Below are 22,708 nucleotides of genomic sequence, written 5' to 3'. Positions count from 1 at the left end.
TATGAGCGTAAAGAATGAATCCCGTCTGCGTCGTGCCCGTCGTTCCCGCATCAAGATGCGTGAACTCGGTGCGACTCGACTGAGCGTGCATCGCACACCTCGCCACATCTATGCCCAGGTGATCTCTCCCTGTGGTGGTCAGGTGCTGGTGAGTGCTTCTACGGTAGAGAAAGATCTGCGTGACGGTGCGACCAGCAACGTCGATGCAGCCGTCAAGGTCGGCCAGCTGATCGCTGAGCGTGCCAAAGAAGCAGGTATCACTAAGGTTGCTTTCGATCGTTCCGGGTACAAGTACCACGGTCGGGTGAAGGCGTTGGCAGATGCGGCTCGTGAAGGCGGCCTGGAATTCTAAAGGGTTTGGAAATGGCAAATCACGATCAGAAAGATGGTGACCTGCAAGAGAAGCTTGTACAGGTCAACCGCGTCGCCAAGGTGGTTAAGGGTGGTCGTATCTTCGGCTTCACCGCGCTGACCGTCGTTGGTGACGGCAATGGTAAGGTCGGCTTCGGTCGCGGTAAGGCACGTGAAGTGCCGGTCGCGATTCAGAAGGCGATGGAGCAAGCTCGTCGCAACATGATCAAAGTTGATCTGAACGGCGGCACTCTGCAGTACCCGATCAAGGCTCGTCACGGCGGTTCCAAGATCTACATGCAGCCTGCTTCTGAAGGTACCGGTGTAATCGCCGGCGGTGCGATGCGTGCTGTGCTGGAAATGGCCGGCGTTCACAACGTACTGGCGAAGTGCTACGGCTCTACCAATCCGGTAAACGTCGTGCGCGCAACCATCAACGGTCTGAAGTCCATGAAGGCGCCGGAAGAAGTGGCAGCCAAGCGTGGCAAAACCGTTGAAGAGATTCTGGGGTAATCTGCGATGGCAAAGACAATTAAAGTGACGCAGGTCCGTAGTTCAATCGGTACGCTGCCCAAGCACAAGCTCTGCTTGAAAGGTTTGGGTCTGCGCCGCATCGGGCATACGGTTGAAGTCGAGGACACGCCTTCTGTACGCGGCATGGTTAACAAAGTTAACTACATGGTTCGCGTCGAAGGCGAATAACGGAGAGGCATATCATGCGTCTGAATTCTCTGAGCCCTGCTGCCGGTTCCAAGCAAGCGCCCAAGCGCGTTGGTCGTGGTATCGGTAGTGGTTTGGGCAAGACCGCGGGTCGCGGTCACAAGGGTCTGAAGTCCCGCTCTGGCGGTACCGTCAAGCCCGGTTTTGAAGGCGGCCAGATGCCGCTGCAGCGTCGTCTGCCGAAGTTCGGCTTTACCTCTCTGAAGGCCCTGTCTCGTGCTGAGATTCGCCTGAATGAGTTGGCAAAAGTTGACGCAGAGGTGATCGATCTGGCAGCGCTTGAAGCAGCCAACATCATCCACCGCGGTATCAAGGAAGCGAAAGTTATCCTGTCTGGTGAAATCAGCAAGGCGGTTACCGTCAAAGGGCTGAAAGTCACCAAGGGTGCTCGCGTAGCAATTGAAGCGGCAGGCGGAAAAGTCGAGGACTAAATGGCTAAGCAAGGAACTATTCCAACCGGGGTACAAAGCGGTCTGGGCGAGCTCAAATCTCGTCTGCTCTTTGTTTTTCTGGCGATAGTGGTTTATCGGATCGGGGCGCACATTCCGGTGCCCGGAATTAACCCTGACCGCCTTGCTGCCATGTTTGACCAAAACCAGGGCACCATCCTGAGCCTGTTTAACATGTTCTCCGGTGGTGCTTTGGAACGCATGAGTATTTTGGCGTTGGGCATCATGCCCTACATCAGCGCCTCAATTATCATGCAGCTGCTGACAGTCGTCAGCCCGCAGCTGGAACAGCTGAAGAAAGAAGGTGAAGCAGGACGGCGGAAGATTAGCCAATACACCCGCTACGGTACCGTAATACTCGCTACCGTTCAGTCCTTAGGTATGGCGGTCGGTCTCGCAGGGCAGGGTATTGCCTTCAGCGCAGACCTAAGCTTTTACTTCGTCGCTGTTGTCACTCTTGTTTCCGGCGCTGTATTCCTGATGTGGCTCGGTGAGCAGATCACCGAACGGGGTATCGGTAACGGTATTTCGCTGCTGATCTTCGCGGGTATCGTCGCGGGATTGCCCGGTGCTATCGGTCAGTCCTTCGAAGCGGCCCGGCAAGGGGATCTGAACATCCTGGCACTGCTGGCCATCGCCGTTGTTGCGGTGGTGACCGTGGCCTTTGTCGTGTTTATGGAGCGCGGTCAACGCCGTATCACCATTAACTACGCCAAGCGCCAGCAGGGCCGGAAAGTGTTCGCGGCGCAATCCAGTCATCTGCCGCTGAAGGTGAATATGTCGGGGGTTATTCCGCCGATCTTCGCTTCCAGTATTCTGTTGTTTCCGGCATCGGTCGGGCAGTGGTTCGGTCAGAGTGAAGGTATGGATTGGCTGCAGGATGTGGCACTGGCGCTCGGTCCGGGTCAGCCGTTGTACATTCTGCTGTTTGCCGCAGCGGTTATTTTCTTCTGTTATTTCTATACCGCTATCGTTTTCAATCCGAAAGACGTGGCGGATAACCTGAAGAAGTCCGGTGCCTTTATCCCTGGTATTCGTCCTGGTGACCAGTCGGCGCGTTACATCGACAACGTGCTGTCGCGTCTGACATTGTTCGGTGCTCTGTATATCACCGGCGTGTCGTTGATGCCGCAGTTCCTTGTTGTTGCCTGGAACGTGCCGTTCTACTTCGGTGGTACATCGCTGTTGATCGTGGTTGTCGTAGTCATGGATTTCATGGCCCAAGTGCAGTCACATCTGATGTCTCACCAGTATGAGTCGCTGATGAAGAAATCTAATCTTAAGGGCGGTGGCGGTCTGATCCGCTAATCGTCGGTCTGGAGTAGATCATGAAAGTACGTGCATCTGTTAAAAAGATCTGCCGTAACTGCAAGATTGTCCGCCGCAATGGTTCGGTCCGGGTAATCTGCAAAACAGAACCTCGCCACAAGCAGCGTCAGGGTTAAACCCTGATCGTTGGAGCGTGAAAGGAACAGTTGGGTTGATTTATAAACGATCAGCCAGTATTATCTTGCGCCTTTCGCGGAAAGGTTAACGTGTAGCGCGGTGCAGCCAGGCTGCTGCACCCGATCAACGGAGTAAATTGAATGGCCCGTATAGCTGGCGTCAACATCCCAGACAATAAGCATGCGGTTATCTCCCTGACTTACATCTTTGGTGTGGGTCGTACAACTGCTCAGCAGCTGTGCGACGCGACTAACATCGCGACCACGACTAAGATCGGAGATCTGTCTGAGGAACAACTGGATAGCCTGCGTGCAGAGGTTGCAAAGCTCTCTGTAGAAGGCGACCTCCGTCGGGAGGTTAACATGAATATCAAGCGTCTTATGGACCTGGGTTGCTACCGCGGTATTCGTCACCGTCGTAGCCTGCCTCTACGTGGACAGCGCACTAAGACTAATGCGCGTACTCGTAAGGGGCCTCGTAAGCCCATCCGTAAGTAGTGCTAGCGACAGGAATCATCCGATATGGCTAAGCCACAACGCACAGTACGTAAGAAGATTAAGAAGCAGGTAGTGGATGGGTTCGCTCATATTCACGCTTCCTTCAACAATACCATCGTGACCATCACTGACCGTCAGGGTAATACCCTGAGCTGGGCAACTGCTGGCGGCTCCGGCTTCCGTGGTTCCCGCAAGAGTACGCCGTTCGCCGCGCAGGTAGCTGCAGAGCGTGCCGGTAATGCTGCTCAGGAGTACGGCCTCAAGAACCTGGACGTTTTCGTCAAGGGTCCTGGGCCGGGTCGTGAATCCGCCGTTCGTGCACTGAACAACGTCGGCTTCAAGATCACCAATATCACCGACGTGACGCCGATTCCCCATAACGGATGTCGGCCGCCTAAGAAGCGTCGCGTTTAAGGAGACGGTATAAATGGCTCGTTACATTGGACCTAAATGTAAACTGTCTCGCCGTGAAGGTACGGACCTGTTCCTCAAGAGCGGTGTCCGCGCACTGGATTCCAAGTGCAAGGCAGAGACTCCTCCCGGTGTCCACGGCGCACGCCGTGGCCGTCTGTCAGACTACGGTCTGCAGTTGCGGGAAAAGCAAAAAGTACGTCGTATCTACGGCATTCTGGAACGCCAGTTCCGCGGCTACTACAAAGAAGCCGCCCGTCGTAAAGGTGCGACCGGTGAAAACCTGCTTCAGCTGCTGGAAAGCCGGCTGGACAACGTCGTTTATCGCATGGGCTTTGGCTCGACGCGCGCCGAAGCGCGTCAGATCGTCTCTCACAAGGCGATTCTGGTAAACGGCCAGACGGTCAACATTCCGTCTTACCAGGTACAGGCTGGTGACGTGGTATCCGTACGTGAAAAGGCCAAGAACCAGCTGCGCATCAAACACGCACTGGAACTCGCTTCTCAGCGTACGGCGATCGAGTGGGTTGATGTTGATAACGGCAAGATGGAAGGCACTTTCAAGGCAACACCTGAGCGTGCTGAACTCTCTTCCGACATCAACGAACACCTGATCGTCGAGCTGTACTCTAAGTAAGACTAAGTTGCTAGGTGGAATAAATGCAGGCTTCAGTAAACGAATTTCTAAGCCCCAGTCGGATCGACGTGGAAGAGATCAGCGCCACGCGCGCCAAGGTCTCTCTCGAGCCGCTTGAGCGCGGTTTCGGCCACACGCTGGGTAATGCACTGCGACGGATTCTTCTGTCCTCCATGCCCGGTAGTGCGATCTCTGAAGTAGAGATCGATGGCGTGCTTCACGAATACAGCTCCATCGAGGGCGTGCAGGAAGACGTGATCGAAATCCTGCTTAACCTCAAGGGCGTTTCTGTAGCTATGCACCAGGGCGAAGAAGCACTGGTTACCCTTTCCAAGAAGGGTGCAGGTGTGGTTACCGCCGGAGATATTCAGCTCAATCAGGATATTGAAATTGCCAATCCTGACCACGTTATCGCTAATCTGAGCGATAACGCGGAGCTGAATATGAAGCTGAAAATCACTCGTGGTCGCGGCTATGTGCCGGCCGACGCGCGTGACAGTGGTGAAGAGGAGAGCCGTCCCATTGGTCGGTTGCTGCTCGACGCGACTTACAGCCCGGTTCGCCGTGTGTCCTACGTGGTTGAGAGCGCTCGTGTTGAGCAGCGTACCGACCTCGACAAGCTGGTTATCGACCTGGAAACCAACGGTTCCATCGATGCCGAAGACTCAATTCGTCGTGCCGCAACCATTCTGCAGCAGCAGCTGGTTGCCTTCGTTGACCTTGATAACATCAAGACTGGCGATGAGCCGGAAGCACCGGAAGAGGCTATTGACCCGATCCTGCTGCGCCCGGTTGATGATCTTGAGCTGACTGTTCGTTCTGCGAACTGTCTGAAAGCAGAGAACCTCTACTACATCGGTGACCTGATCCAGCGCACCGAAGTTGAGCTGCTGAAGACCCCGAATCTGGGTAAGAAGTCACTCACCGAGATCAAAGACGTGCTTGCGTCCAAGGGCTTGTCTCTGGGTATGCGCCTGGAAAACTGGCCGCCTGCAAGTTTGAAAAATGACGACAAAGTGGCTTCCTGAGTCACTTTGTTCGACAACGTTAGTTCTGTAGGGAATTAAACATGCGCCATCGTAAAAGTGGGCGTCAACTGAATCGCAATAGCTCACATCGCAAGGCGATGTTCAAGAACATGGCGGTAAGCCTGTTTGAGCATGAGCTGATTAAGACGACTTTGCCCAAAGCTAAAGAGCTGCGTCGTGTTGCTGAGCCGCTGATCACACTGGCTAAGGAAGACTCCGTAGCGAATCGCCGTCTGGCATTCGACCGTACTCGCAGCAAAGAAGCTGTGGGTAAACTGTTCAACGAACTGGGCCCGCGTTACGCGAACCGTCCCGGTGGCTACGTGCGTATCCTCAAGTGCGGCTTCCGCGCTGGTGATGCGGCACCGATGGCTTACGTTGAGCTGGTTGACCGTCCGGTTACCGGTGAAGTAGAAGAAGCTGCCGAGTCTTCCGAAGACTAAGCAGCGGTCGCAAGACCTGAAAAACCCGGCCCAGGCCGGGTTTTTTTGTGCCTATAAGAAAATAGGGTGTTGGTTTACTGGGAGTCGCGAGCCAGCAGCGGCTTTAAGAACCGCCCGGTATGGGATTGCTGGGCGGCAGCGATCTGCTCAGGGGTGCCAGTGGCAATTATCTGGCCGCCATTGATTCCCCCTTCGGGCCCTAGATCCACGATCCAGTCGGCGGTCTTGATCACGTCCAGGTTGTGCTCGATCACCACCACGGTGTTACCGTGGTCGCGCAGGCGGTGGAGTACGTTGAGCAGTTGCTGAATGTCGTAGAAGTGGAGGCCGGTGGTGGGCTCGTCCAGAATATAAAGGGTCTTGCCGGTGTCGCGCTTGGACAGCTCCTTGGCCAGTTTGACCCGCTGCGCTTCGCCGCCGGATAGGGTGGTGGCCGACTGACCCAGGCGGATGTAGGAGAGGCCGACGTCGATCAGAGTCTGCAGCCGGCGCGCCAGCATCGGCACCGCATCGAAGAACTGGCGCGCGTCCTCGACGGTCATCTCCAGTACTTCGTGAATGTTCTTGCCCTTGTAGGTCACCTCCAGAGTTTCCCGGTTGTAGCGCTTGCCCTTGCAGACGTCGCAGGGCACGTAGATATCAGGCAGAAAGTGCATCTCTACCTTGATCACCCCGTCGCCCTGGCAGGCTTCGCAGCGCCCCCCCTTGACGTTGAAGCTGAAGCGCCCCGGTTTGTAGCCGCGTGAGCGGGCTTCTTGGGTGGTGGCGAACAACTCCCGTACCGGAGTGAATATACCGGTGTAGGTTGCGGGGTTGGAGCGTGGGGTGCGGCCGATGGGGCTCTGGTCGATGTCGACTACCTTGTCCAACTGGTCCAGTCCGGTCAGTTCGCTATAGGGCGCTGCCTCAAGGGTGGTGGCCTTGTTCAGCTCGGTAGCCGCTACCGGGTAGAGGGTGTTGTTGATCAGGGTTGACTTGCCGGAGCCGGATACGCCGGTGACGCAGGTCATCAGCCCCAGCGGAATGCGCAGGTTGACCTGCTGCAGGTTGTTGCCGCTGGCGCCGTCCAGCGTCAGCCAGTGGGCCGGGTCTGCCGGGTGGCGGGCGGGTACCTCAATGCGCTGGGTGCCGCTCAGATACTGGCCGGTGAGCGAGTCGGGGTTGTCCATCACCTGTTGCGGGGAACCCTGGGCGATGATCTGGCCGCCGTGCACACCGGCGCCGGGGCCGATATCAACCACGTAATCGGCCAAGCGAATGGCGTCTTCATCGTGTTCGACCACAATCACCGTGTTGCCGAGATCGCGCAGGTGGGTGAGGGTGTTGAGCAGCCGTTCGTTATCGCGCTGATGGAGGCCGATGGAGGGTTCGTCGAGAATGTACATCACGCCTACCAGGCCGGCACCGATCTGGCTGGCCAGACGAATACGCTGGGCTTCGCCGCCGCTCAAGGTGTCGGCGTTGCGGTCGAGGGTCAGATAGTCGAGCCCCACATTGACCAGAAAGCTCAGCCGGATGCGGATCTCCTTGAGGATCTTGTCGGCGATCTCGCCCTGCTTGCCGGTCAGTTGCAGATCGTCAAAATACTGTTTGCAGCTGCCCACCGGCATGGCGGTGATATCGCCGATGTTGTGTTCGTCGATGAAGACGTGGCGCGCTTCGCGGCGCAGCCGGGAACCGTCACAGCTGGGGCAGCGCTGCTGGGTCTGGTATTTGGCCAGATCCTCGCGTACCGATTGTGACTCGGTATCGCGATAGCGCCGCTGCATATTGGGGATAATTCCCTCAAAGGGGTGGGCGCGGGTGGCGATCTCACCGCGGTCGCTGAGGTATTTGAACGCAATCTTGGTGCTGCCGCTGCCGTTCAGCACCGCGTTGCGCTGGACGTCGGTAAGGCTGTCAAAGGGCTGGTCGGTCTTGAAGCCGTAATGCTCGCCGACCGCTTTAAGTAGCTGGAAGTAGTAGACGTTACGACGGTCCCAGCCGCGGATAGCGCCTTCGGCCAGGCTCAGGCTGGCGTCGCTGATTACTTTGCGCGGGTCGAAGAACAGCCGTGATCCGAGGCCGTCACAGGAGGCGCAGGCGCCGTGGGGGTTGTTGAACGAGAACAGTCGAGGTTCCAGCTCCTGAATGCTGTGGCCGCACTCGGGGCAGGCAAAGCGGGCCGAGAAGATCAGGGTTTCGTCGTCGCCCTTGCCCTCACCCTCCATCGGCGCCAGCATGGCGATGCCGTCGCTCAGTTCCAGGCAGGTTTCGAGCGACTCTGACAGTCGCAGCTGGATATCGGGCCGGATCTTGAAGCGGTCCACGACCACTTCGACGGTATGCTTCTTGTTCTTGTCGAGCTCGGGCGGCTCGTCCAGGTCGGTCACGATGCCGTTGATACGCGCGCGAACAAACCCTTGGGCCTTGAGGTTGCTGAGCAAGTGGAGATGTTCACCCTTGCGGTCTTTCACTACCGGTGCCAGCAGCATCACCTTGCTGCCCTCCGGCAGCGCCAGAATCTGGTCGGTCATCTGGCTGACGGTCTGGGCTGCCAGGGGGAGGTTGTGATCGGGGCAGCGTGGTTCCCCTGCACGGGCGAATAGCAGTCGCAGGTAGTCGTAGATTTCAGTAATGGTGCCAACGGTAGAGCGCGGGTTGTGTGATGTTGACTTCTGCTCGATCGAAATTGCCGGTGACAGCCCTTCGATGTGATCCACATCGGGCTTCTCCATTACCGACAGGAATTGACGTGCATAGGTGGACAGGGATTCCACGTAACGCCGCTGTCCCTCGGCATAGAGGGTGTCGAAGGCCAAGGATGACTTGCCGGAACCAGACAGGCCGGTGATTACGATTAGCTTGTCGCGCGGCAGGTCGAGATCCACGTTTTTGAGATTGTGGGTGCGCGCGCCGCGAATCAGAATGTTGTCCATTACCGTCTCTACCGCCAAGTCAAACGGGCATTATATCGACCTTGGCGGGCTTTGCGTAAACAAACCTTGGTGTGCCGCTGACAGGCGGAGCAGATGTGGTATTCTAAGCCGCTGGACGATGCGCGCTCGGGCCCAGCGAGGGTGCAACCGAAACACACTGGAAAGGGTAAAATCGCTATGGCACGGGGTGTAAACAAAGTAATTCTGATCGGTAACCTGGGGCAGGACCCGGAAGTACGCTACCTGCCCAACGGCAATGCGGTAACCAACGTCACCCTGGCAACCAGCGACAGCTGGAAAGATCGCGAAACCGGTCAGCAGCAGGAACGTACCGAGTGGCACCGGGTGGTGTTCTTTGGCAAGTTGGCTGAGATTGCCGGCCAGTATCTGCGCAAAGGCTCCAAGGTCTACGTTGAAGGGGCGTTGCGCACCCGCAAGTGGCAGGACAATCAAGGTCAGGATCGCTATACCACCGAGATCGTGGTGGATATGAATGGCCAGATGCAGATGCTTGATAGTCGTGGTGAGGGCGGTAGTTACCAGCAGCCGCAGCAGCAGGGCGGTTTTGCTCCGCAGCAATCGGCCCAGCAACCGCAGCAGTTCAAACAGCCAGCGCAGGGCGGTTATTCCAATCAGCCTCCGCAGCAGCCGGCCCAGAACTCTTCGCGTCAGCCGGCACCGCAGCCGCAAACGCCCGCCGCCGGTGGCTTTGATGACTTCGACGACGATATTCCGTTTTAAGACCTTTCTCCTTTGTTCGAACTACCGCTGATTCTGGTCACCGGTGCGGATGGGCAGCTCGGGTACGATACCGCTGCCCTCGCGCAGGAAGACGGCTTCCAGATCGTTGCGCTCAGCCATGCCGGGCTGGATATCTGCGATCCGGCGGCTGTGGCGGCGGCTCTGGCCGAACACCGTCCCGCGTATGTGGTCAACGCGGTGGCGGGGTTTGATGATGGCAATTTGGCGGTTAATAGCACGGGCGCAGCGGTGTTGGCGCAGGCATGCGCGGACGCTGGCATCGCGCTGGTTCAGGTCTCCTGCGCCGAAGTGTTCGATGGGCTTGATGAGGCTCCGTACAGCGAGGAGTATCATCCGGCACCGGTTAGTGCGTACGGTAGCTCCAAGGCTGCCGGTGAAGAGGCGGTGCGTGCAGTGCTGCCGCGGCATGTCATTCTGCGAACGGGTTGGCTGTTCAGTGCTCGCGGCGACAACATTGTGCGGCAGCTGCTGGAGCAGGCGCGCCGACAGGAAGAGGTCGAGGTTTGCGATCTGCTGATGGGCTCTCCAACCGCGACAATGGACCTGGCCCGGGTGGTGCTGGCGATCATCAAACAGCTGGACAGCGGCAGCGAAGGCTGGGGAACCTACCATTATGCCGGTGGTGAGCCGATCAGCTGGTTTGGTTTCTGTGAGGCGGTGATTGCAGCCGCTCGCCAGTATGAGGATCTTCGGCTGGAGCGTCTGTTGCCGGTCCAACGGGCACCCGCCGGGTGGCGGGCGATGCCGCTCAATACCCAGCTCGATTGCAGCCGCATTCGTGGTACCTTTGGGGTCCATCAGCGCACCTGGCGAACAGGCTTGATGCAGGCAATGCGCACCCTTCACGCTTGGGATAGTTGATCTTCCGGCGTTCAAACCGGTCCTATCGGAGGATAGGAATCGGTTGAGACCGGCGCTAGGGTATACTTATCGGGTTGGTATCACGCCGTCGGTCGCAGGAGAACAATAACCATGAGCCAGGGTCCGCACTTTCCCTCTTTGTTGATTGACCGTTTTGGTCGCACGGTTGATTACGTGCGGATCTCGGTCACCGACCGCTGCGATTTTCGTTGTGTCTACTGCATGAGCGAGCAGATGACCTTTCTGCCGCGTGCCGAGGTGCTGAGTCTTGAAGAGATTGAGCAGGTTGCCACGGCGCTGGTGGAGCTCGGGGTTCGCAAGATTCGCCTGACCGGGGGCGAGCCGCTAGTCCGGCGCGGTATCGAAGAGTTGGTTGCCAAGCTGGGGGCGCTGCCGGGTCTGGATGAGCTGGTAATGACCAGCAACGGTTCGCAGCTGCCCAAGTATGCCGACAGTTTACGTCGTGGGGGCATGAAGCGGATCAATATAAGCCTTGACTCGCTGCGGCCTGAACGGTTTGAGCATATAACCCGTACCGGTAAGCTCGACAAGGTGTTGGCGGGTATCGACGCGGCCAAAGCAGCGGGGTTCGAGCGGATCAAGCTCAACGCGGTGATCATGCGTGGCCGCAATGAGGACGAAGTGCTTGACCTGGTGGAGTTCGCCCGCGAACGCGCACTCGATATCAGCTTTATCGAAGAGATGCCACTCGGGCGGATCAGTGATCATCATCGTGGTGAGACTTACTGCTCCAGTGACGAGGTCCATGCAATGATCAGTGAGCGCTATCCGCTGGTTGAGGCAACCGAACGCACCGCAGGCCCGTCTCACTATTTTCGCATGGCAGACAGTTCTACCCGTATCGGCTTTATCTCGCCACACAGTCATAACTTTTGCCACGAGTGCAACCGGGTTCGCGTGACCGTCGAGGGCCGCTTGCTGCTTTGTTTGGGTAACGAGCACTCGGTTGATCTGCGTGAGGTGGTGCGCCGCTATCCGGGTGACTCGACCCGGCTCAAGCAAGCCCTGATCGACGCGATGGAGATCAAACCGGAGCGACACGAATTCAATGTTGACGAAGAGCCGCAAATCCTGCGCTTCATGAATATGACCGGTGGTTAAAACGGCCCGTGGGCGTGGCGTAAATGCGCTCTTTGGACACTGCTTTTTTGCCGTCAATATGGGTAAAATACGCACTTTTGCCACGCCGGCTGCCGCTGGTAGGCTGAGCCGTTGTTGAGGAATTCATGAGCGAAAACCCGCAGGATCCCTATGCTGATATCCGCCCCTATAACGACGATGAAGTGGGGCCGGTTGTTGTCCGCCTGCTTGGCAATGCCGAATTTATCGATGCCCTGACCCGCTTCCGTTTTCCTCTTTCCAGTCGTTGGGTCGGGTTTCTGTTGCGTCCCTTGGTGCGTGGTGTGCTCAAGCGTGAGTTGTCTGGCGTCGATAGTATCGACACCATGCAACAGGTGATCGCCAGTTACATGCAGCGGATGATCGAGCGGACTACCGGGGAGTTGAGTTTTTCCGGCTTGGACCGGTTGGAGCCCGACAGCGCGTACCTGTTTATTTCCAATCACCGCGATATCGCTATGGATCCGGCCTTCGTTAACTGGGGGTTGTTCCATCATGGTCTGCAAACGGTGCGTATTGCCATCGGTGACAATCTGCTGCGCAAGCCCTACGTGTCGGATCTGATGCGGCTCAACAAAAGCTTTATCGTCAAACGCTCTGCCAAAGGGGTGCGCGAGAAGCTGGCGGCATTGATGGAGCTGTCGTCCTATATCAACCACTCTGTGCACAGCGGTCATTCGATCTGGATCGCGCAGCGTGAGGGGCGAGCCAAAGATGGCAACGACCAGACCGACCCCGCGATTCTCAAAATGCTGCACGTGAGCCAGAAAAAGGGAGCCACCTTTGCCGAGGCGGTCAAGAAGCTGAATATCGTTCCGGTGGCGATCTCTTACGAATATGATCCCTGTGACGCGGCCAAGGCGCGTGAGCTGCGGGCGTTGGATGCCGAGGGCAGCTACGAGAAGTCGCAGTTCGAAGATATTGATAGCATTGCGCGCGGCATCACCGGTTATAAAGGGGATGTGCATGTGGCCTTCGGCGAACCGGTGCAGGGAGAGTTTGACACCGCCGAGGCATTGGCGGCCGAGATTGATCGCCAGATTCACGCCAATTACAAACTCCACAGTAGCAACCTGATCGCTGCGGGAGATACTGCGGGAGTGTCGGCGGACAAACAGCAGCAATATCAGCAGCGAATCAGTGAGCTGGATGAGGGCGCGCGTACCTGGTTCGAGCGCATGTACGCCTATCCGGTGATCAATCAACGGACCGGCATGGAGTCTTGATGCATGAGTGATACGGGTGAACTAACTCATCTGGACGCCAAAGGGCGCGCCCATATGGTGGATGTCTCTGCCAAGCAGGCGACCACGCGCGAAGCAACGGCAGAGGCGTATGTGCAGATGCTGCCCGCCACGCTGCAGATGATCGTTGATGGCGGGCATCCCAAGGGAGATGTGTTTGCCGTGGCCCGTATCGCTGGAATACAGGCGGCCAAGCGCTGCGCCGACATTATTCCGCTCTGTCATCCCCTGATGCTGAGTTCAGTGCGGGTGGAGTTGCAGGCAGAGGTTGAGCACAGCCGGGTGCGTGTGGAAGCGAGCTGTAAATTGAACGGTCGCACGGGTGTTGAGATGGAGGCCCTGACCGCAGCGTCTGCGGCTGCACTCACACTGTACGATATGTGCAAAGCGGTGGACCGGGGAATGGAGATTCAGGCGGTGCGGTTGCTGGAGAAGAAAGGCGGCAAGAGCGGTCACTGGCAGGTGGCATCCCGGAGTGATGAGGTGAGCAATGATTAAAGTGGTTTACTTCGCCAGTATTCGCGAGCAGCTCGATTGCGAGCAGGAGCAAGTGGAGGCGAGTGCGGGCATGACAGTCGAGGCGCTGCTGCAGGTGCTTAAGTCTCGCGGGACGCCCTGGGATACCGTGCTGGGCTCGTCGTCGCTGTTGATCGCCGTTAATCAGGAGATGGTTGCTGCTGACCAGGCTGTCAAAGATGGCGATGAAGTAGCCTTCTTTCCCCCGGTTACGGGAGGCTGAAGCGGATGCTGCAGCTTCGTTCCGCGCTGTTTTACCTGTTTTTTGTCACCGGTGTGGTTGTTATCTCGTTGCTTAGCGTGGTGCTGGCCAGCTGGTGGCCTTTCCGGCCCCGGTTTCGTTTTGTTACTGCCGCCAATCATTGGGCGATCTTCTGGCTACGTGTCTGCTGCGGAGTGAGGCTTGAGGTGGTGGGGCGTGACAATCTGCCTGCCGATGGCAGTTTTGTCATCATGGCTAATCACCAAAGTGCGATGGAGACCCTGTTCCTGCAGATGCTGGTGGGGCCGCAATGCACCGTGCTGAAAAAAGAACTGCTGCGTATCCCGTTTTTTGGCTGGGGGTTGGCTTTGTTGAAGCCTATTGCCATCGATCGCAGCAAGCGTGCGGGAGCCATGAAGCAGATCCTCAAAAAGGGCAAGGAGCGTCTGGCCGCAGGAATTCCGGTGCTGATCTTTCCGCAGGGGACCCGTGTACCGCTTGGAGAAAAGGGCAAGTTCAACAAAGGTGGTGCCATGCTGGCTTGCAGTGCGGGGGTTCCGGTGCTGCCGGTGGCGCACAATGCAGCGGCGTGCTGGCCGTCGGGCGAGTTTGTGAAGCGTCCCGGGGTGGTGAGGATTGAGTTCGGTGCCTTGATCGAGACTGTCGGTCGCAGCGTCGATGAAGTGAACGGCGAGGCGGTGGGCTGGATTGAGCAGCGGATCTAGTCCGCGCGCTAAGCGCGTGAGCTGGGCACAAAAAAAGGCCGCATTGAGCGGCCTTCTTTAATGGCGGTGGTTAACCGTTATAGCGCTGGAATACCAGTGAGGCATTGGTGCCGCCAAAGCCGAAGCTGTTGGACATCACCCGCTGTAAGCCGGCGTTATCCTTGCGTTCGGTAATGATTGGCATCCCTTCTGCTTCCGGGTCCAGCTGCTCGACGTTGGCGGAAGCGGCAATAAAGTCCTCTTCCATCATCAGCAGGCTGTAGATCGCTTCCTGTACGCCGGCGGCGCCCAGCGAGTGACCGGAAAGGGATTTGGTCGAGCCCACCACGGGGATGTTGTCACCGAACGCCTGCTTGACCGCTTTGAGCTCCTGCATGTCACCAACCGGTGTGCTGGTGCCGTGGGCGTTGATATAGTCGATCGGCCCGTCAACGGTGCTCATCGCCTGCTGCATGCAACGCAGCGCGCCTTCGCCGGAGGGGGCAACCATGTCGTAGCCGTCAGAGGTGGCGCCGTAGCCCACCAGTTCGGCGTAGATTTTGGCGCCGCGGGCCTTGGCGTGTTCCAGCTCTTCAATCACCAGCATGCCGCCGCCGCCGGCGATGACAAAGCCATCGCGATTGGCGTCATAGGCGCGGCTGGCTTGCTCCGGCGTGTCGTTGTACTTGGATGACAGCGCTCCCATGGCATCAAACAGGCAGCTCATGGACCAGTGCAGCTCTTCGCTGCCGCCGGCAAATACCACGTCCTGCTTGCCCAACTGGATCATCTCCATGGCGTTGCCGATGCAGTGTGCGCTGGTGGAGCAGGCCGATGTAATGGAGTAGTTGACCCCTTTGATCTTGAACGGCGTTGCCAGGCAGGCCGAGACCGTGCTGCCCATGGTGCGTGTGACGCGGTAAGGGCCGACGCGCTTAAGGCCGCGCTCGCGGAGGATGTCGGCCGCTTCGACGATGTTGGATGAGGAGGCGCCGCCAGAGCCGGCGATCAGGCCTGTGCGGACATTGGATACCTGCTCTTCGCTCAGGCCGGAGTCTTTGATTGCGGCGTCCATCGCCAGATAGGCGTAGGCGGCGGCATCGCCCATGAAGCGCATCAGTTTACGATCAATCAGCGATGCGAGGTCGAGGTCGACTTTGCCTGCCACGTGGCTGCGAAAGCCCATCTCTTTGTATTCTTCCTGAAAGCTGATGCCGGAGCGGCCCTGTTTCAGAGCGTCGGTGACGGTTTCCTTGTCGCAACCCAGACAGGATGTGATACCGATACCGGTGACTACTACGCGTCGCATGGGGCAAGCCTCTTGTTGTATATGCTGTATGGCCGGATTTTTTACCGAAAGGGGGTATTTTCGGATATTAGCGGGCTCTTGACCAGTTTTGCCGGCAGCGCCCGCTGCCAGGTGTGTCAGAAGTCGTCGGTGGAGGTGAACAGGCCGACCCGAAGATCTTTGGCAGTGTAAATTTCACGGCCGTCAACGGACAGGGAGCCATCCGCGATACCCATAACCAGCTTGCGTTCGATAACTCGCTTGAGTTCCAGGTGGTAGGTGACCTTCTTGGCGGTCGGTAGAACCTGGCCGAAGAATTTGACCTCGCCGGAGCCGAGTGCGCGCCCGCGACCTTTGTTGCCCTTCCAGCCAAGGAAGAAGCCGACCATCTGCCACATGGCGTCCAGGCCCAGGCAGCCGGGCATGACCGGGTCGCCGGGGAAGTGGCACTCGAAGAACCACAGATCAGGGTTGATATCCAGCTCGGCAATGATTTCGCCCTTGCCGTAGCGGCCGCCATCTTCAGAGATAGAGAGAATGCGATCTACCATCAGCATGTTGTCGACCGGCAGCTGGGCGTTGCCCGGGCCGAACATTTCGCCGTGGCCGCACTTCATTAGTTGGTCACGCTCAAACGAGGAGGGTCTAGTCATTGATACGAAGATCCTGATCTTATGGTGAGTGGCGATTATAGCGGCGTTCGGGGCGCAAAGCCTAGTCCGGTCCGCGTAACGCGTCTCGAGTTAATGCTTGCGTGTCACTGCCGCCTGGCTTAGTTGTTCCAGAATGTCGCGGTAGGGTGACGGCGGAAGATTCATAAGTGCTTGCTGTGCAAGCGAAACTTGTTCTTCGGCGCGAGTCAGGGTGTAGTCGATGGCGCCGGTCTCCAATACAGCTCGCGTAATCGGCTCCAGATCATCGAGCCCGCCCTTGCGAATGGCCTGGCGGATCATCTTGCGTTGGGCTTCGCTGCCGCTGCGCATCGCGTGAATCAGCGGCAGGGTCGGCTTGCCTTCTGCCAGATCGTCGCCGACATTCTTGCCCATTTCGTCAGCGGAACTCTGGTAGTCGAGCAGGTCATCCACCAGTTGGAAGGCGATGCCGAGATGGCGCCCGTAGAGTTGCAGCGCTTCTTCTTCGGCGGAGCTGGCGTTCGCGATCACGGCGCCGGCCTGGGTCGCCGCTTCGAACAGCATCGCTGTTTTGCCGAGAATGACCTTCATGTAGTTCTCTTCACTGACATCCGGGTTCTTGCAGTTCAGTAGCTGCAGAACTTCACCCTCTGCGATCACGTTGGTGGCGTGGGAGATGATCTCCATAACGCGTACCGAACCCATCTCTACCATCATCTGGAATGAGCGTGAATAGAGAAAGTCACCAACCAATACGCTGGGTGCATTTCCCCAGCGAGCATTGGCTGTGGCCCGGCCGCGACGCAGATCCGAGGTGTCTACAACATCGTCATGAAGCAGGGTTGCGGTGTGGATGAACTCGATCACCGAGGCCAGGGTGACATGGTGCGCACCGTCATAGCCGCAGGCTCGGGCTGCCAGCAAAACCATCAGCGGGCGTAGCCGTTTGCCTCCGCTCTCAACGATGTAATGTCCTATTTTTTCAACCAGCGGTACGCCCGAGTGCAAGTGATCAAGGATGTAGCGGTTTACCGCCTCAAAATCGTCGGCGATCTGGGGATGGAGCTGATGTGGCTGCATATATAAGGAAGGACTGGCTACGGTCGGTTCGGGCATGCTAAGGGGCGCTCAAGGGGGTGTCAAGGAATGCTTGGGGTCAGTGCAAATAGCACTTGTGGTGGTTTTTGCTTTGGGTTAGTATTCGCCCCCCTGTAGTTCGTCCAATTTGTTCGCTCCCTACCATATGGTTTTTCCATTAGAAGTAGGCAACTTTCAGTAGCCGGGCGGGCTGAAACTCGGAGAGAGATATGTACGCAGTGATCGTTAGCGGTGGTAAGCAGCACCGTGTAAGCGAGGGCGAAACCCTCAAGGTTGAGAAGCTGGCCGCTGAAGCGGGTTCCACCGTGGAATTCGACAAGGTGTTGCTGGTTGCCAATGGCGAAGAGATCAAAATCGGCGCGCCGGTTGTTGATGGCGCCAAGGTAAGTGCGGAGATCGTAGCTCATGGTCGCGGCAAGAAAGTTCGCATCATGAAGTTCAAGCGTCGTAAGCACCACATGAAGCAGATGGGCCACCGTCAGTGGTTCACCGAGATCAAGATCACCGGTATCAGCGCTTAAGCTAAGCTGGTTCGAAAGGAGATAATCCATGGCTCACAAAAAAGCTGGCGGTAGTACTCGTAACGGCCGCGACTCGGAATCGAAACGCCTTGGCGTAAAGCGCTTCGGCGGTGAAAAAGTTAGTGCGGGCAGTATCATCGTGCGTCAGCGCGGCACTCGTTTCCATGCTGGTGTAAACGTCGGTTGTGGCACTGACCACACTCTGTTCGCTAAAGCAGACGGCGAAGTGAAGTTTGAAGTTAAAGGTCCGAACAACCGCAAATACGTAAGCATCGTTACCGCTTAAATCGCGCGGATTCTGGTACCCAAAAAAGCTCCGCCTGTGGCGGGGCTTTTTTTGTTTTGGTTGGCTTGTTGTTGTGAAATATCGGCACTAGGCTGACGGCAGCCATTTTGGCAACCGTTTGGTTGTGCACTGGAGCAAGTTATGAAATTTGTCGACGAGGTCGTCATATCGGTCGAAGCGGGTAAGGGTGGTAATGGCTGCCTGAGCTTTCGGCGCGAGAAGTTTATTGAAAAAGGCGGCCCGGACGGTGGTGATGGCGGTGACGGCGGCTCGGTCTGGGTCGAGGCTGATCGCAATCTCAATACGTTGGTGGATTATCGTTATCAGCGGCGCTATAAGGCGGACAATGGTCAGCAGGGCATGAGCCGCAACTGTACGGGCGCCAAGGGCGAAGAGCTGGTGCTGAAGGTGCCGGTCGGTACCACTATCATCGACGAAGACACCGACGAGGTGTTGTGTGATCTGACCCGGGAAGGGCAGCGTGAGAAAGTCGCCCAGGGCGGGTTTCATGGTCTGGGCAATACCCGCTTCAAGTCGAGTGTTAATCGTGCGCCGCGGCAGACCACCAAGGGTAGCTTGGGTGAGTCGCGCAACCTTAAGCTCGAGCTGAAGGTGCTGGCTGACGTAGGGTTGCTCGGGTTGCCGAATGCGGGTAAGTCGACCTTTATTCGTGCGGTGTCGGCGGCCAAGCCCAAAGTGGCTAACTACCCCTTTACCACGCTGGTTCCCAACCTTGGGGTGGTGCGGGTTGAGCAGGATCATAGCTTTGTGATCGCCGATATCCCTGGTCTGATCGAAGGCGCGGCTGAGGGAGCAGGGCTGGGGATTCGCTTCCTCAAGCATCTGGCTCGTACCCGTATTCTGCTGCATCTGGTCGATATGGCGCCCTGGGATGGGGTTGAGCCGGCCGAGTCGGCGCTGACTATCGTGCGGGAACTGGAAAAATTCAGCCCGGCACTGGCGGAGCAGGAGCGCTGGTTGGTGCTCAATAAGCTCGATATGGTGCCGGAAGAGGAGCGTGAAGCGCGCTGCCAGGCGGTGGTTGATGCGCTGGGCTGGACCGGTCCGGTGTTCAAGGTGTCGGCGATTCAGCAGGAGGGCACCTGGGCTGTTTGTCAGCAGATCATGACTTATATCCTTGAGCGTCAGGAAGCCGAGGCGGGTGACGAAGAGCTGGCCCGGGCTGAAGCGGAGCGCAAGGAGCGCCTGGAGGCCGAGGCGCGCGAGCGCATGCGCCGTTTCCGTGAAGAGCAGCGCATGCGCCGGCGCCTGGGTGAGGACGATGACTGGGACGACGACTTTGATGACGACGACTACGATGTGGACGTGGAGTATGTGCCTTGAGTGAAGTTGAGGCGGGCCTCGGGCGTGGGCGTCTCGCCAGGGCGCGGCGCTGGGTGGTCAAGATCGGCAGTGCGCTGTTGACAAACGACGGGCAGGGGCTGGATGAGGCCTCTATTCGTGACTGGGTCGACCAGATAGTCGCGCTTAAGCGCGCGGGTGTTGAGGTGGTGTTGGTCTCCTCAGGTTCAGTGGCGGCGGGCATGCATCGTCTGGGATTGACGGCGCGGCCGCAGGAGTTGCATGGCTTGCAGGCGGCCGCTGCGGTCGGTCAGATGGGGTTGGTGCAGACCTACGAAGCGTTGTTTCAGCGCCATGGTATGCAAACCGCCCAGATTCTGCTGACCCATGATGATCTGTCCAATCGCAAGCGCTACCTGAATGCGCGTAGCACCTTGGGCGCGCTGCTCTCCTGGGACGTGATCCCGGTGATTAATGAAAATGATACCGTGGTGACCGACGAGATACGGTTTGGTGACAACGACACTCTGGCTGCGCTGGTGGCTAACCTGGTGGTGGCGGACGCGCTGGTGATCCTGACCGACCAGTTGGGGTTGTTTGATGCTGACCCGCGCAGTAATCCGGGGGCCAAGCTGATTGCTGAAGCTCGGGCTGAAGATTCGGCGCTGGATGCGGTTGCGGGTGGCAGCGCCGGTGCCTTGGGCCGCGGTGGTATGGCAACCAAGTTGCGGGCGGCTCGTCTGGCGGCGCGCTCCGGTGCGGCGACGGTAATCGTCGGTGGGCGTCAGGCTGATGTGTTGACCCGTTTGCGAGCTGAAGAGTCGCTGGGGACTTTGCTGCTGCCTGAGACCGAGCCGCAGGCCGCGCGCAAGCAATGGCTGGCCGGTCATCTGCAGGCCAAGGGGACCTTGGTGCTCGACGCCGGCGCGGTGAAGGTGTTGCGCAACTCCGGGCGCAGCTTGCTGCCGGTCGGGGTGCGTGAGGTGAGCGGGCGTTTTTCCCGTGGAGAGATGGTGATCTGCGTCGACGAGCAGGGCGGCATTGTGGCGCGTGGTCTGGTTAACTACGACGTTGCTGACGCGCGGCGGATTATCGGTCAGCCCAGTTCGCGGATTCCCGATATTCTCGGCTACACCGGCGATGAGGAGTTGGTGCACCGGGATAATCTGGTGTTGGCTTGAGGGCAGGCTAAGACGCGGGCGAAAAAAAACCGGCCCGAGGCCGGTTTTTTTTATGATCAGTGCGCTGCTTACAGGGCTTTGATCTGGGCGTTCAGGCGGCTCTTGTGACGAGATACCTTGTTCTGATGGAAGATGCCCTTGGAGGCTGCCTTGTCCATTGCAGAGACGGCAACACCGTACGCTGCCTGTGCAGCTTCCTTGTCGCCAGCTTCAACAGCAGCGTTAACTTTTTTCAGATAGGTGCGTGCCATGGAGCGCAGACTAGCGTTATGCTGACGGCGCTTTTCTGCCTGGCGTGCGCGTTTTTTCGATCCTGCGGAATTTGCCACAATCTGGCTCCTCAAAATACCGTTGCTAAGGGTTGTACAAATCAAAGAGGCGAAATTATTCCTACCTGGCCGGCTGGTGTCAACTTATTTCGGGTTTTTTATTGCGGGTGCCGCTATCATAGGCGCCAAATTGGGTTGTTGAGGGCGTTATGTCGGGCGACAAGGTTGTTAAATCTCCGTCACTGCTGAGATCCAGTGCGGTGGTCGGTAGCATGACCATGCTATCCCGTGTGCTGGGGTTGCTGCGTGATATCGTGATCGCCCACGGCTTTGGGGCCGGTGCCAGTGCCGATGCCTTCTTTGTGGCCTTCAAAATCCCCAACTTTCTTCGTCGTCTGTTCGCCGAGGGTGCATTCTCCCAGGCGTTTGTCCCGGTGTTGTCGGAATATCGTACCCAGGGGGATGTGGCCGAGGTTCGCCGTCTGTTGGATCGTGTCGCGGGCTCATTAGGACTGCTGCTCAGCCTGCTGACCGCGCTGGCGATAGTCGGGGCGCCGGTGTTAGCGGCGCTGTTCGCGCCTGGGTTCTATTTCGGCGAAGAAGCCAAGTACCTGCTTACGGTTGAGATGCTGCGCATCACCTTTCCCTATCTGTTGCTCATTTCGTTAACCGCCTTTGCCGGCTCTATTCTCAACAGTTACGACCGCTTTGCGGTGCCGGCCTTTACTCCGGTATTGCTGAATCTGTCACTCATCGCTTCAGTCTACTGGTTGCAACCCTGGATGGATCCGCCGGTGATGGCGCTGGCCTGGGGGGTATTGATCGCTGGTGGCGCGCAGTTGTTGCTGCAGCTGCCTTTTCTGCTGCAGCTGGGTTTGCTGCCGCGTCCGCGTGTCGGTTTTGGTCATCCGGGGGTGAAACGGATCATGGCCCTGATGGTGCCGGCGCTGTTCGGGGTGTCGGTGAGCCAGATTAATCTGCTGCTGGATACGGTGCTGGCGTCATTTCTAGTGACGGGGAGCGTGTCCTGGCTCTACTTCTCTGACCGTTTGGTGGAGTTGCCGCTGGGGGTGTTCGGGATTGCCATCGCTACGGTCATACTGCCCAGCTTGTCGCGCAAGCATGCAGGCCGCTCCGCGCAGGAGTTTTCCGACATGCTCAACTGGGGTTTGCGTATGGTGCTGCTGATCGGTGCTCCGGCTGCTCTGGCCCTGTGGCTGCTGGCGGAACCGCTGATTATCACTTTGTTTCATTACGGCGCGCTCACTGATGGTGATGTGGTCAAGACGGCCGCCAGCCTGCGCGCTTACAGTTTGGGTTTGCTGGCTTTTATGTTGATCAAGGTGCTGGCTCCCGGTTTCTTCTCGCGCCAGGATACGAAAACTCCGGTGCGCATTGGCATCCAGGCGATGGCTGCCAATATGGTGATGAATCTGGTCCTGATTGTGCCGCTCAAGCATGTTGGTTTGGCGCTGGCGACGGCGTTGTCCGCGTATCTCAATGCGGGGTTGTTGATGCGTGGCTTGCGCCGTGCCGACGTGTTGCTCTGGTCGCCCGGATGGGGGGTGTTTTGGGCGCGCCTGCTGTTTGCCAATGGTGTAATGGCGCTGTTGCTTTGGTGGTTGGTGGCTCCAGCCGCTGAGTGGCTTGGCTGGGCGCTGGAACAGCGGGTCTGGCAGTTGGCGGTGTTGGTTATTGCCGGAGCGGGTGCGTATGGGGCTGCGTTGTTGCTGGTCGGGATCCGGCCTCGCGACCTGCGGCACTGAAGGATGGTATTCGCGCGGCGGGCGCTGCGTTATAAT

Annotated in this window: 28 protein-coding genes; 23 read left to right on the top strand and 5 right to left on the bottom strand. The window is 58.0% G+C overall.

Features of this window, described 5'->3' with window-relative positions:
- Position 1: 1 nt before the first annotated feature.
- From rplR to rplQ, 11 genes are all read left to right on the top strand, one after another.
- On the top strand, positions 2–352 hold the full coding sequence (rplR, locus tag JJQ76_RS06205) for a 50S ribosomal protein L18 (protein WP_210395849.1): 351 nt from the start codon (positions 2–4) through the stop codon (positions 350–352).
- A gap of 11 nt (positions 353–363) precedes the next feature.
- A complete protein-coding gene (gene rpsE, locus JJQ76_RS06200) occupies positions 364–864 on the top strand; it encodes a 30S ribosomal protein S5 (protein WP_210395848.1) in 501 nt (166 codons plus the stop codon).
- A 6-nt stretch (positions 865–870) separates the two neighbouring features.
- Positions 871–1,053 carry a 50S ribosomal protein L30 gene (gene rpmD, locus JJQ76_RS06195; protein WP_210395847.1) on the top strand — a complete coding sequence of 61 codons (183 nt, stop codon included), beginning with the start codon at positions 871–873 and terminating at the stop codon, positions 1,051–1,053.
- A 14-nt stretch (positions 1,054–1,067) separates the two neighbouring features.
- Positions 1,068–1,502, top strand: coding sequence for a 50S ribosomal protein L15 (rplO, locus tag JJQ76_RS06190; protein ID WP_210395846.1), 435 nt, complete (start codon positions 1,068–1,070; stop codon positions 1,500–1,502).
- Complete coding sequence (secY, locus tag JJQ76_RS06185; RefSeq protein WP_210395845.1) at positions 1,503–2,828, top strand: preprotein translocase subunit SecY; 1,326 nt, start codon at positions 1,503–1,505, stop codon at positions 2,826–2,828.
- Between the two features lie 20 nt (positions 2,829–2,848).
- Positions 2,849–2,965 carry a 50S ribosomal protein L36 gene (gene rpmJ / locus JJQ76_RS06180; protein ID WP_114697044.1) on the top strand — a complete coding sequence of 39 codons (117 nt, stop codon included), beginning with the start codon at positions 2,849–2,851 and terminating at the stop codon, positions 2,963–2,965.
- Positions 2,966–3,106: 141 nt separating this feature from the next.
- Positions 3,107–3,463, top strand: coding sequence for a 30S ribosomal protein S13 (rpsM, locus tag JJQ76_RS06175; RefSeq protein WP_210395844.1), 357 nt, complete (start codon positions 3,107–3,109; stop codon positions 3,461–3,463).
- A gap of 24 nt (positions 3,464–3,487) precedes the next feature.
- A complete protein-coding gene (gene rpsK / locus JJQ76_RS06170; protein ID WP_210395843.1) occupies positions 3,488–3,877 on the top strand; it encodes a 30S ribosomal protein S11 in 390 nt (129 codons plus the stop codon).
- 13 nt (positions 3,878–3,890) lie between these two features.
- Complete coding sequence (gene rpsD, locus JJQ76_RS06165; protein ID WP_210395842.1) at positions 3,891–4,511, top strand: 30S ribosomal protein S4; 621 nt, start codon at positions 3,891–3,893, stop codon at positions 4,509–4,511.
- A 23-nt stretch (positions 4,512–4,534) separates the two neighbouring features.
- The gene (locus JJQ76_RS06160; RefSeq protein WP_210395841.1) at positions 4,535–5,539 is read left to right on the top strand and encodes a DNA-directed RNA polymerase subunit alpha; all 1,005 of its coding nucleotides are present in this window, start codon (positions 4,535–4,537) and stop codon (positions 5,537–5,539) included.
- Positions 5,540–5,580: 41 nt separating this feature from the next.
- Positions 5,581–5,982, top strand: a complete 402-nt coding sequence (gene rplQ, locus JJQ76_RS06155) for a 50S ribosomal protein L17 (protein ID WP_210395840.1) — start codon at positions 5,581–5,583, stop codon at positions 5,980–5,982.
- Positions 5,983–6,056: 74 nt separating this feature from the next.
- Here rplQ and uvrA read toward each other — a convergent pair whose 3' ends face one another.
- Positions 6,057–8,900, bottom strand: coding sequence for an excinuclease ABC subunit UvrA (gene uvrA, locus JJQ76_RS06150; protein ID WP_210395839.1), 2,844 nt, complete (start codon positions 8,898–8,900; stop codon positions 6,057–6,059).
- Positions 8,901–9,077: 177 nt separating this feature from the next.
- Between uvrA and ssb the strand changes: the two genes are divergently transcribed.
- From ssb to JJQ76_RS06115, 7 genes are all read left to right on the top strand, one after another.
- On the top strand, positions 9,078–9,641 hold the full coding sequence (gene ssb / locus JJQ76_RS06145) for a single-stranded DNA-binding protein (protein ID WP_210395838.1): 564 nt from the start codon (positions 9,078–9,080) through the stop codon (positions 9,639–9,641).
- A 12-nt stretch (positions 9,642–9,653) separates the two neighbouring features.
- Positions 9,654–10,523, top strand: coding sequence for an SDR family oxidoreductase (locus JJQ76_RS06140; RefSeq protein ID WP_210395837.1), 870 nt, complete (start codon positions 9,654–9,656; stop codon positions 10,521–10,523).
- 111 nt (positions 10,524–10,634) lie between these two features.
- A complete protein-coding gene (gene moaA / locus JJQ76_RS06135) occupies positions 10,635–11,645 on the top strand; it encodes a GTP 3',8-cyclase MoaA (RefSeq protein WP_210395836.1) in 1,011 nt (336 codons plus the stop codon).
- 125 nt (positions 11,646–11,770) lie between these two features.
- Positions 11,771–12,889: a 1-acyl-sn-glycerol-3-phosphate acyltransferase gene (locus JJQ76_RS06130; RefSeq protein WP_210395835.1), complete on the top strand. Its 1,119-nt coding sequence runs from the start codon at positions 11,771–11,773 to the stop codon at positions 12,887–12,889.
- A gap of 3 nt (positions 12,890–12,892) precedes the next feature.
- Positions 12,893–13,405, top strand: a complete 513-nt coding sequence (moaC, locus tag JJQ76_RS06125) for a cyclic pyranopterin monophosphate synthase MoaC (protein ID WP_210395834.1) — start codon at positions 12,893–12,895, stop codon at positions 13,403–13,405.
- Positions 13,398–13,646 carry a molybdopterin converting factor subunit 1 gene (moaD, locus tag JJQ76_RS06120; RefSeq protein ID WP_210395833.1) on the top strand — a complete coding sequence of 83 codons (249 nt, stop codon included), beginning with the start codon at positions 13,398–13,400 and terminating at the stop codon, positions 13,644–13,646. Before moaC ends, moaD begins: the two co-directional genes overlap by 8 nt.
- 5 nt (positions 13,647–13,651) lie before the next feature.
- Positions 13,652–14,350 (top strand): lysophospholipid acyltransferase family protein, encoded by a 699-nt coding sequence (locus tag JJQ76_RS06115; RefSeq protein WP_210395832.1) that lies wholly within the window; start codon positions 13,652–13,654, stop codon positions 14,348–14,350.
- Between the two features lie 70 nt (positions 14,351–14,420).
- Here JJQ76_RS06115 and fabB read toward each other — a convergent pair whose 3' ends face one another.
- The 3 genes from fabB to ispB all read right to left on the bottom strand — a co-directional run bounded on the left by fabB (position 14,421) and on the right by ispB (position 17,329).
- Positions 14,421–15,638: a beta-ketoacyl-ACP synthase I gene (gene fabB / locus JJQ76_RS06110; RefSeq protein ID WP_210395831.1), complete on the bottom strand. Its 1,218-nt coding sequence runs from the start codon at positions 15,636–15,638 to the stop codon at positions 14,421–14,423.
- A gap of 116 nt (positions 15,639–15,754) precedes the next feature.
- On the bottom strand, positions 15,755–16,270 hold the full coding sequence (gene fabA / locus JJQ76_RS06105) for a 3-hydroxyacyl-[acyl-carrier-protein] dehydratase FabA (RefSeq protein WP_210395830.1): 516 nt from the start codon (positions 16,268–16,270) through the stop codon (positions 15,755–15,757).
- A gap of 90 nt (positions 16,271–16,360) precedes the next feature.
- Positions 16,361–17,329: an octaprenyl diphosphate synthase gene (gene ispB, locus JJQ76_RS06100; protein WP_210395829.1), complete on the bottom strand. Its 969-nt coding sequence runs from the start codon at positions 17,327–17,329 to the stop codon at positions 16,361–16,363.
- A 227-nt stretch (positions 17,330–17,556) separates the two neighbouring features.
- On the opposite strand from ispB, the gene rplU reads away from it, so the two are divergent.
- From rplU to proB, 4 genes are all read left to right on the top strand, one after another.
- A complete protein-coding gene (gene rplU / locus JJQ76_RS06095; protein WP_210395828.1) occupies positions 17,557–17,868 on the top strand; it encodes a 50S ribosomal protein L21 in 312 nt (103 codons plus the stop codon).
- Positions 17,869–17,896: 28 nt separating this feature from the next.
- On the top strand, positions 17,897–18,154 hold the full coding sequence (gene rpmA / locus JJQ76_RS06090; protein ID WP_210395827.1) for a 50S ribosomal protein L27: 258 nt from the start codon (positions 17,897–17,899) through the stop codon (positions 18,152–18,154).
- Between the two features lie 141 nt (positions 18,155–18,295).
- Positions 18,296–19,498 carry an Obg family GTPase CgtA gene (cgtA, locus tag JJQ76_RS06085; protein ID WP_210395826.1) on the top strand — a complete coding sequence of 401 codons (1,203 nt, stop codon included), beginning with the start codon at positions 18,296–18,298 and terminating at the stop codon, positions 19,496–19,498.
- Entirely contained in the window at positions 19,495–20,637 is a 1,143-nt protein-coding gene (gene proB, locus JJQ76_RS06080) for a glutamate 5-kinase (RefSeq protein WP_210395825.1), read from the top strand. Before cgtA ends, proB begins: the two co-directional genes overlap by 4 nt.
- A 68-nt stretch (positions 20,638–20,705) precedes the next feature.
- On the opposite strand, the gene rpsT is transcribed toward proB, so the two are convergent.
- Positions 20,706–20,966 (bottom strand): 30S ribosomal protein S20, encoded by a 261-nt coding sequence (gene rpsT, locus JJQ76_RS06075; protein ID WP_210395824.1) that lies wholly within the window; start codon positions 20,964–20,966, stop codon positions 20,706–20,708.
- Between the two features lie 149 nt (positions 20,967–21,115).
- Here rpsT and murJ point away from each other — a divergent pair, with 149 nt between their 5' ends.
- A complete protein-coding gene (murJ, locus tag JJQ76_RS06070; RefSeq protein WP_210395823.1) occupies positions 21,116–22,672 on the top strand; it encodes a murein biosynthesis integral membrane protein MurJ in 1,557 nt (518 codons plus the stop codon).
- Positions 22,673–22,708: the final 36 nt, after the last annotated feature.

The organism is Motiliproteus sediminis (assembly GCF_017912535.1).
In the GTDB taxonomy this organism is placed as follows: Bacteria; Pseudomonadota; Gammaproteobacteria; order Pseudomonadales; family Balneatricaceae; genus Motiliproteus; species Motiliproteus sediminis.
Note: the sequence above shows the minus strand (reverse complement) of the source record. Positions and strands in the feature narration are given on the sequence as shown.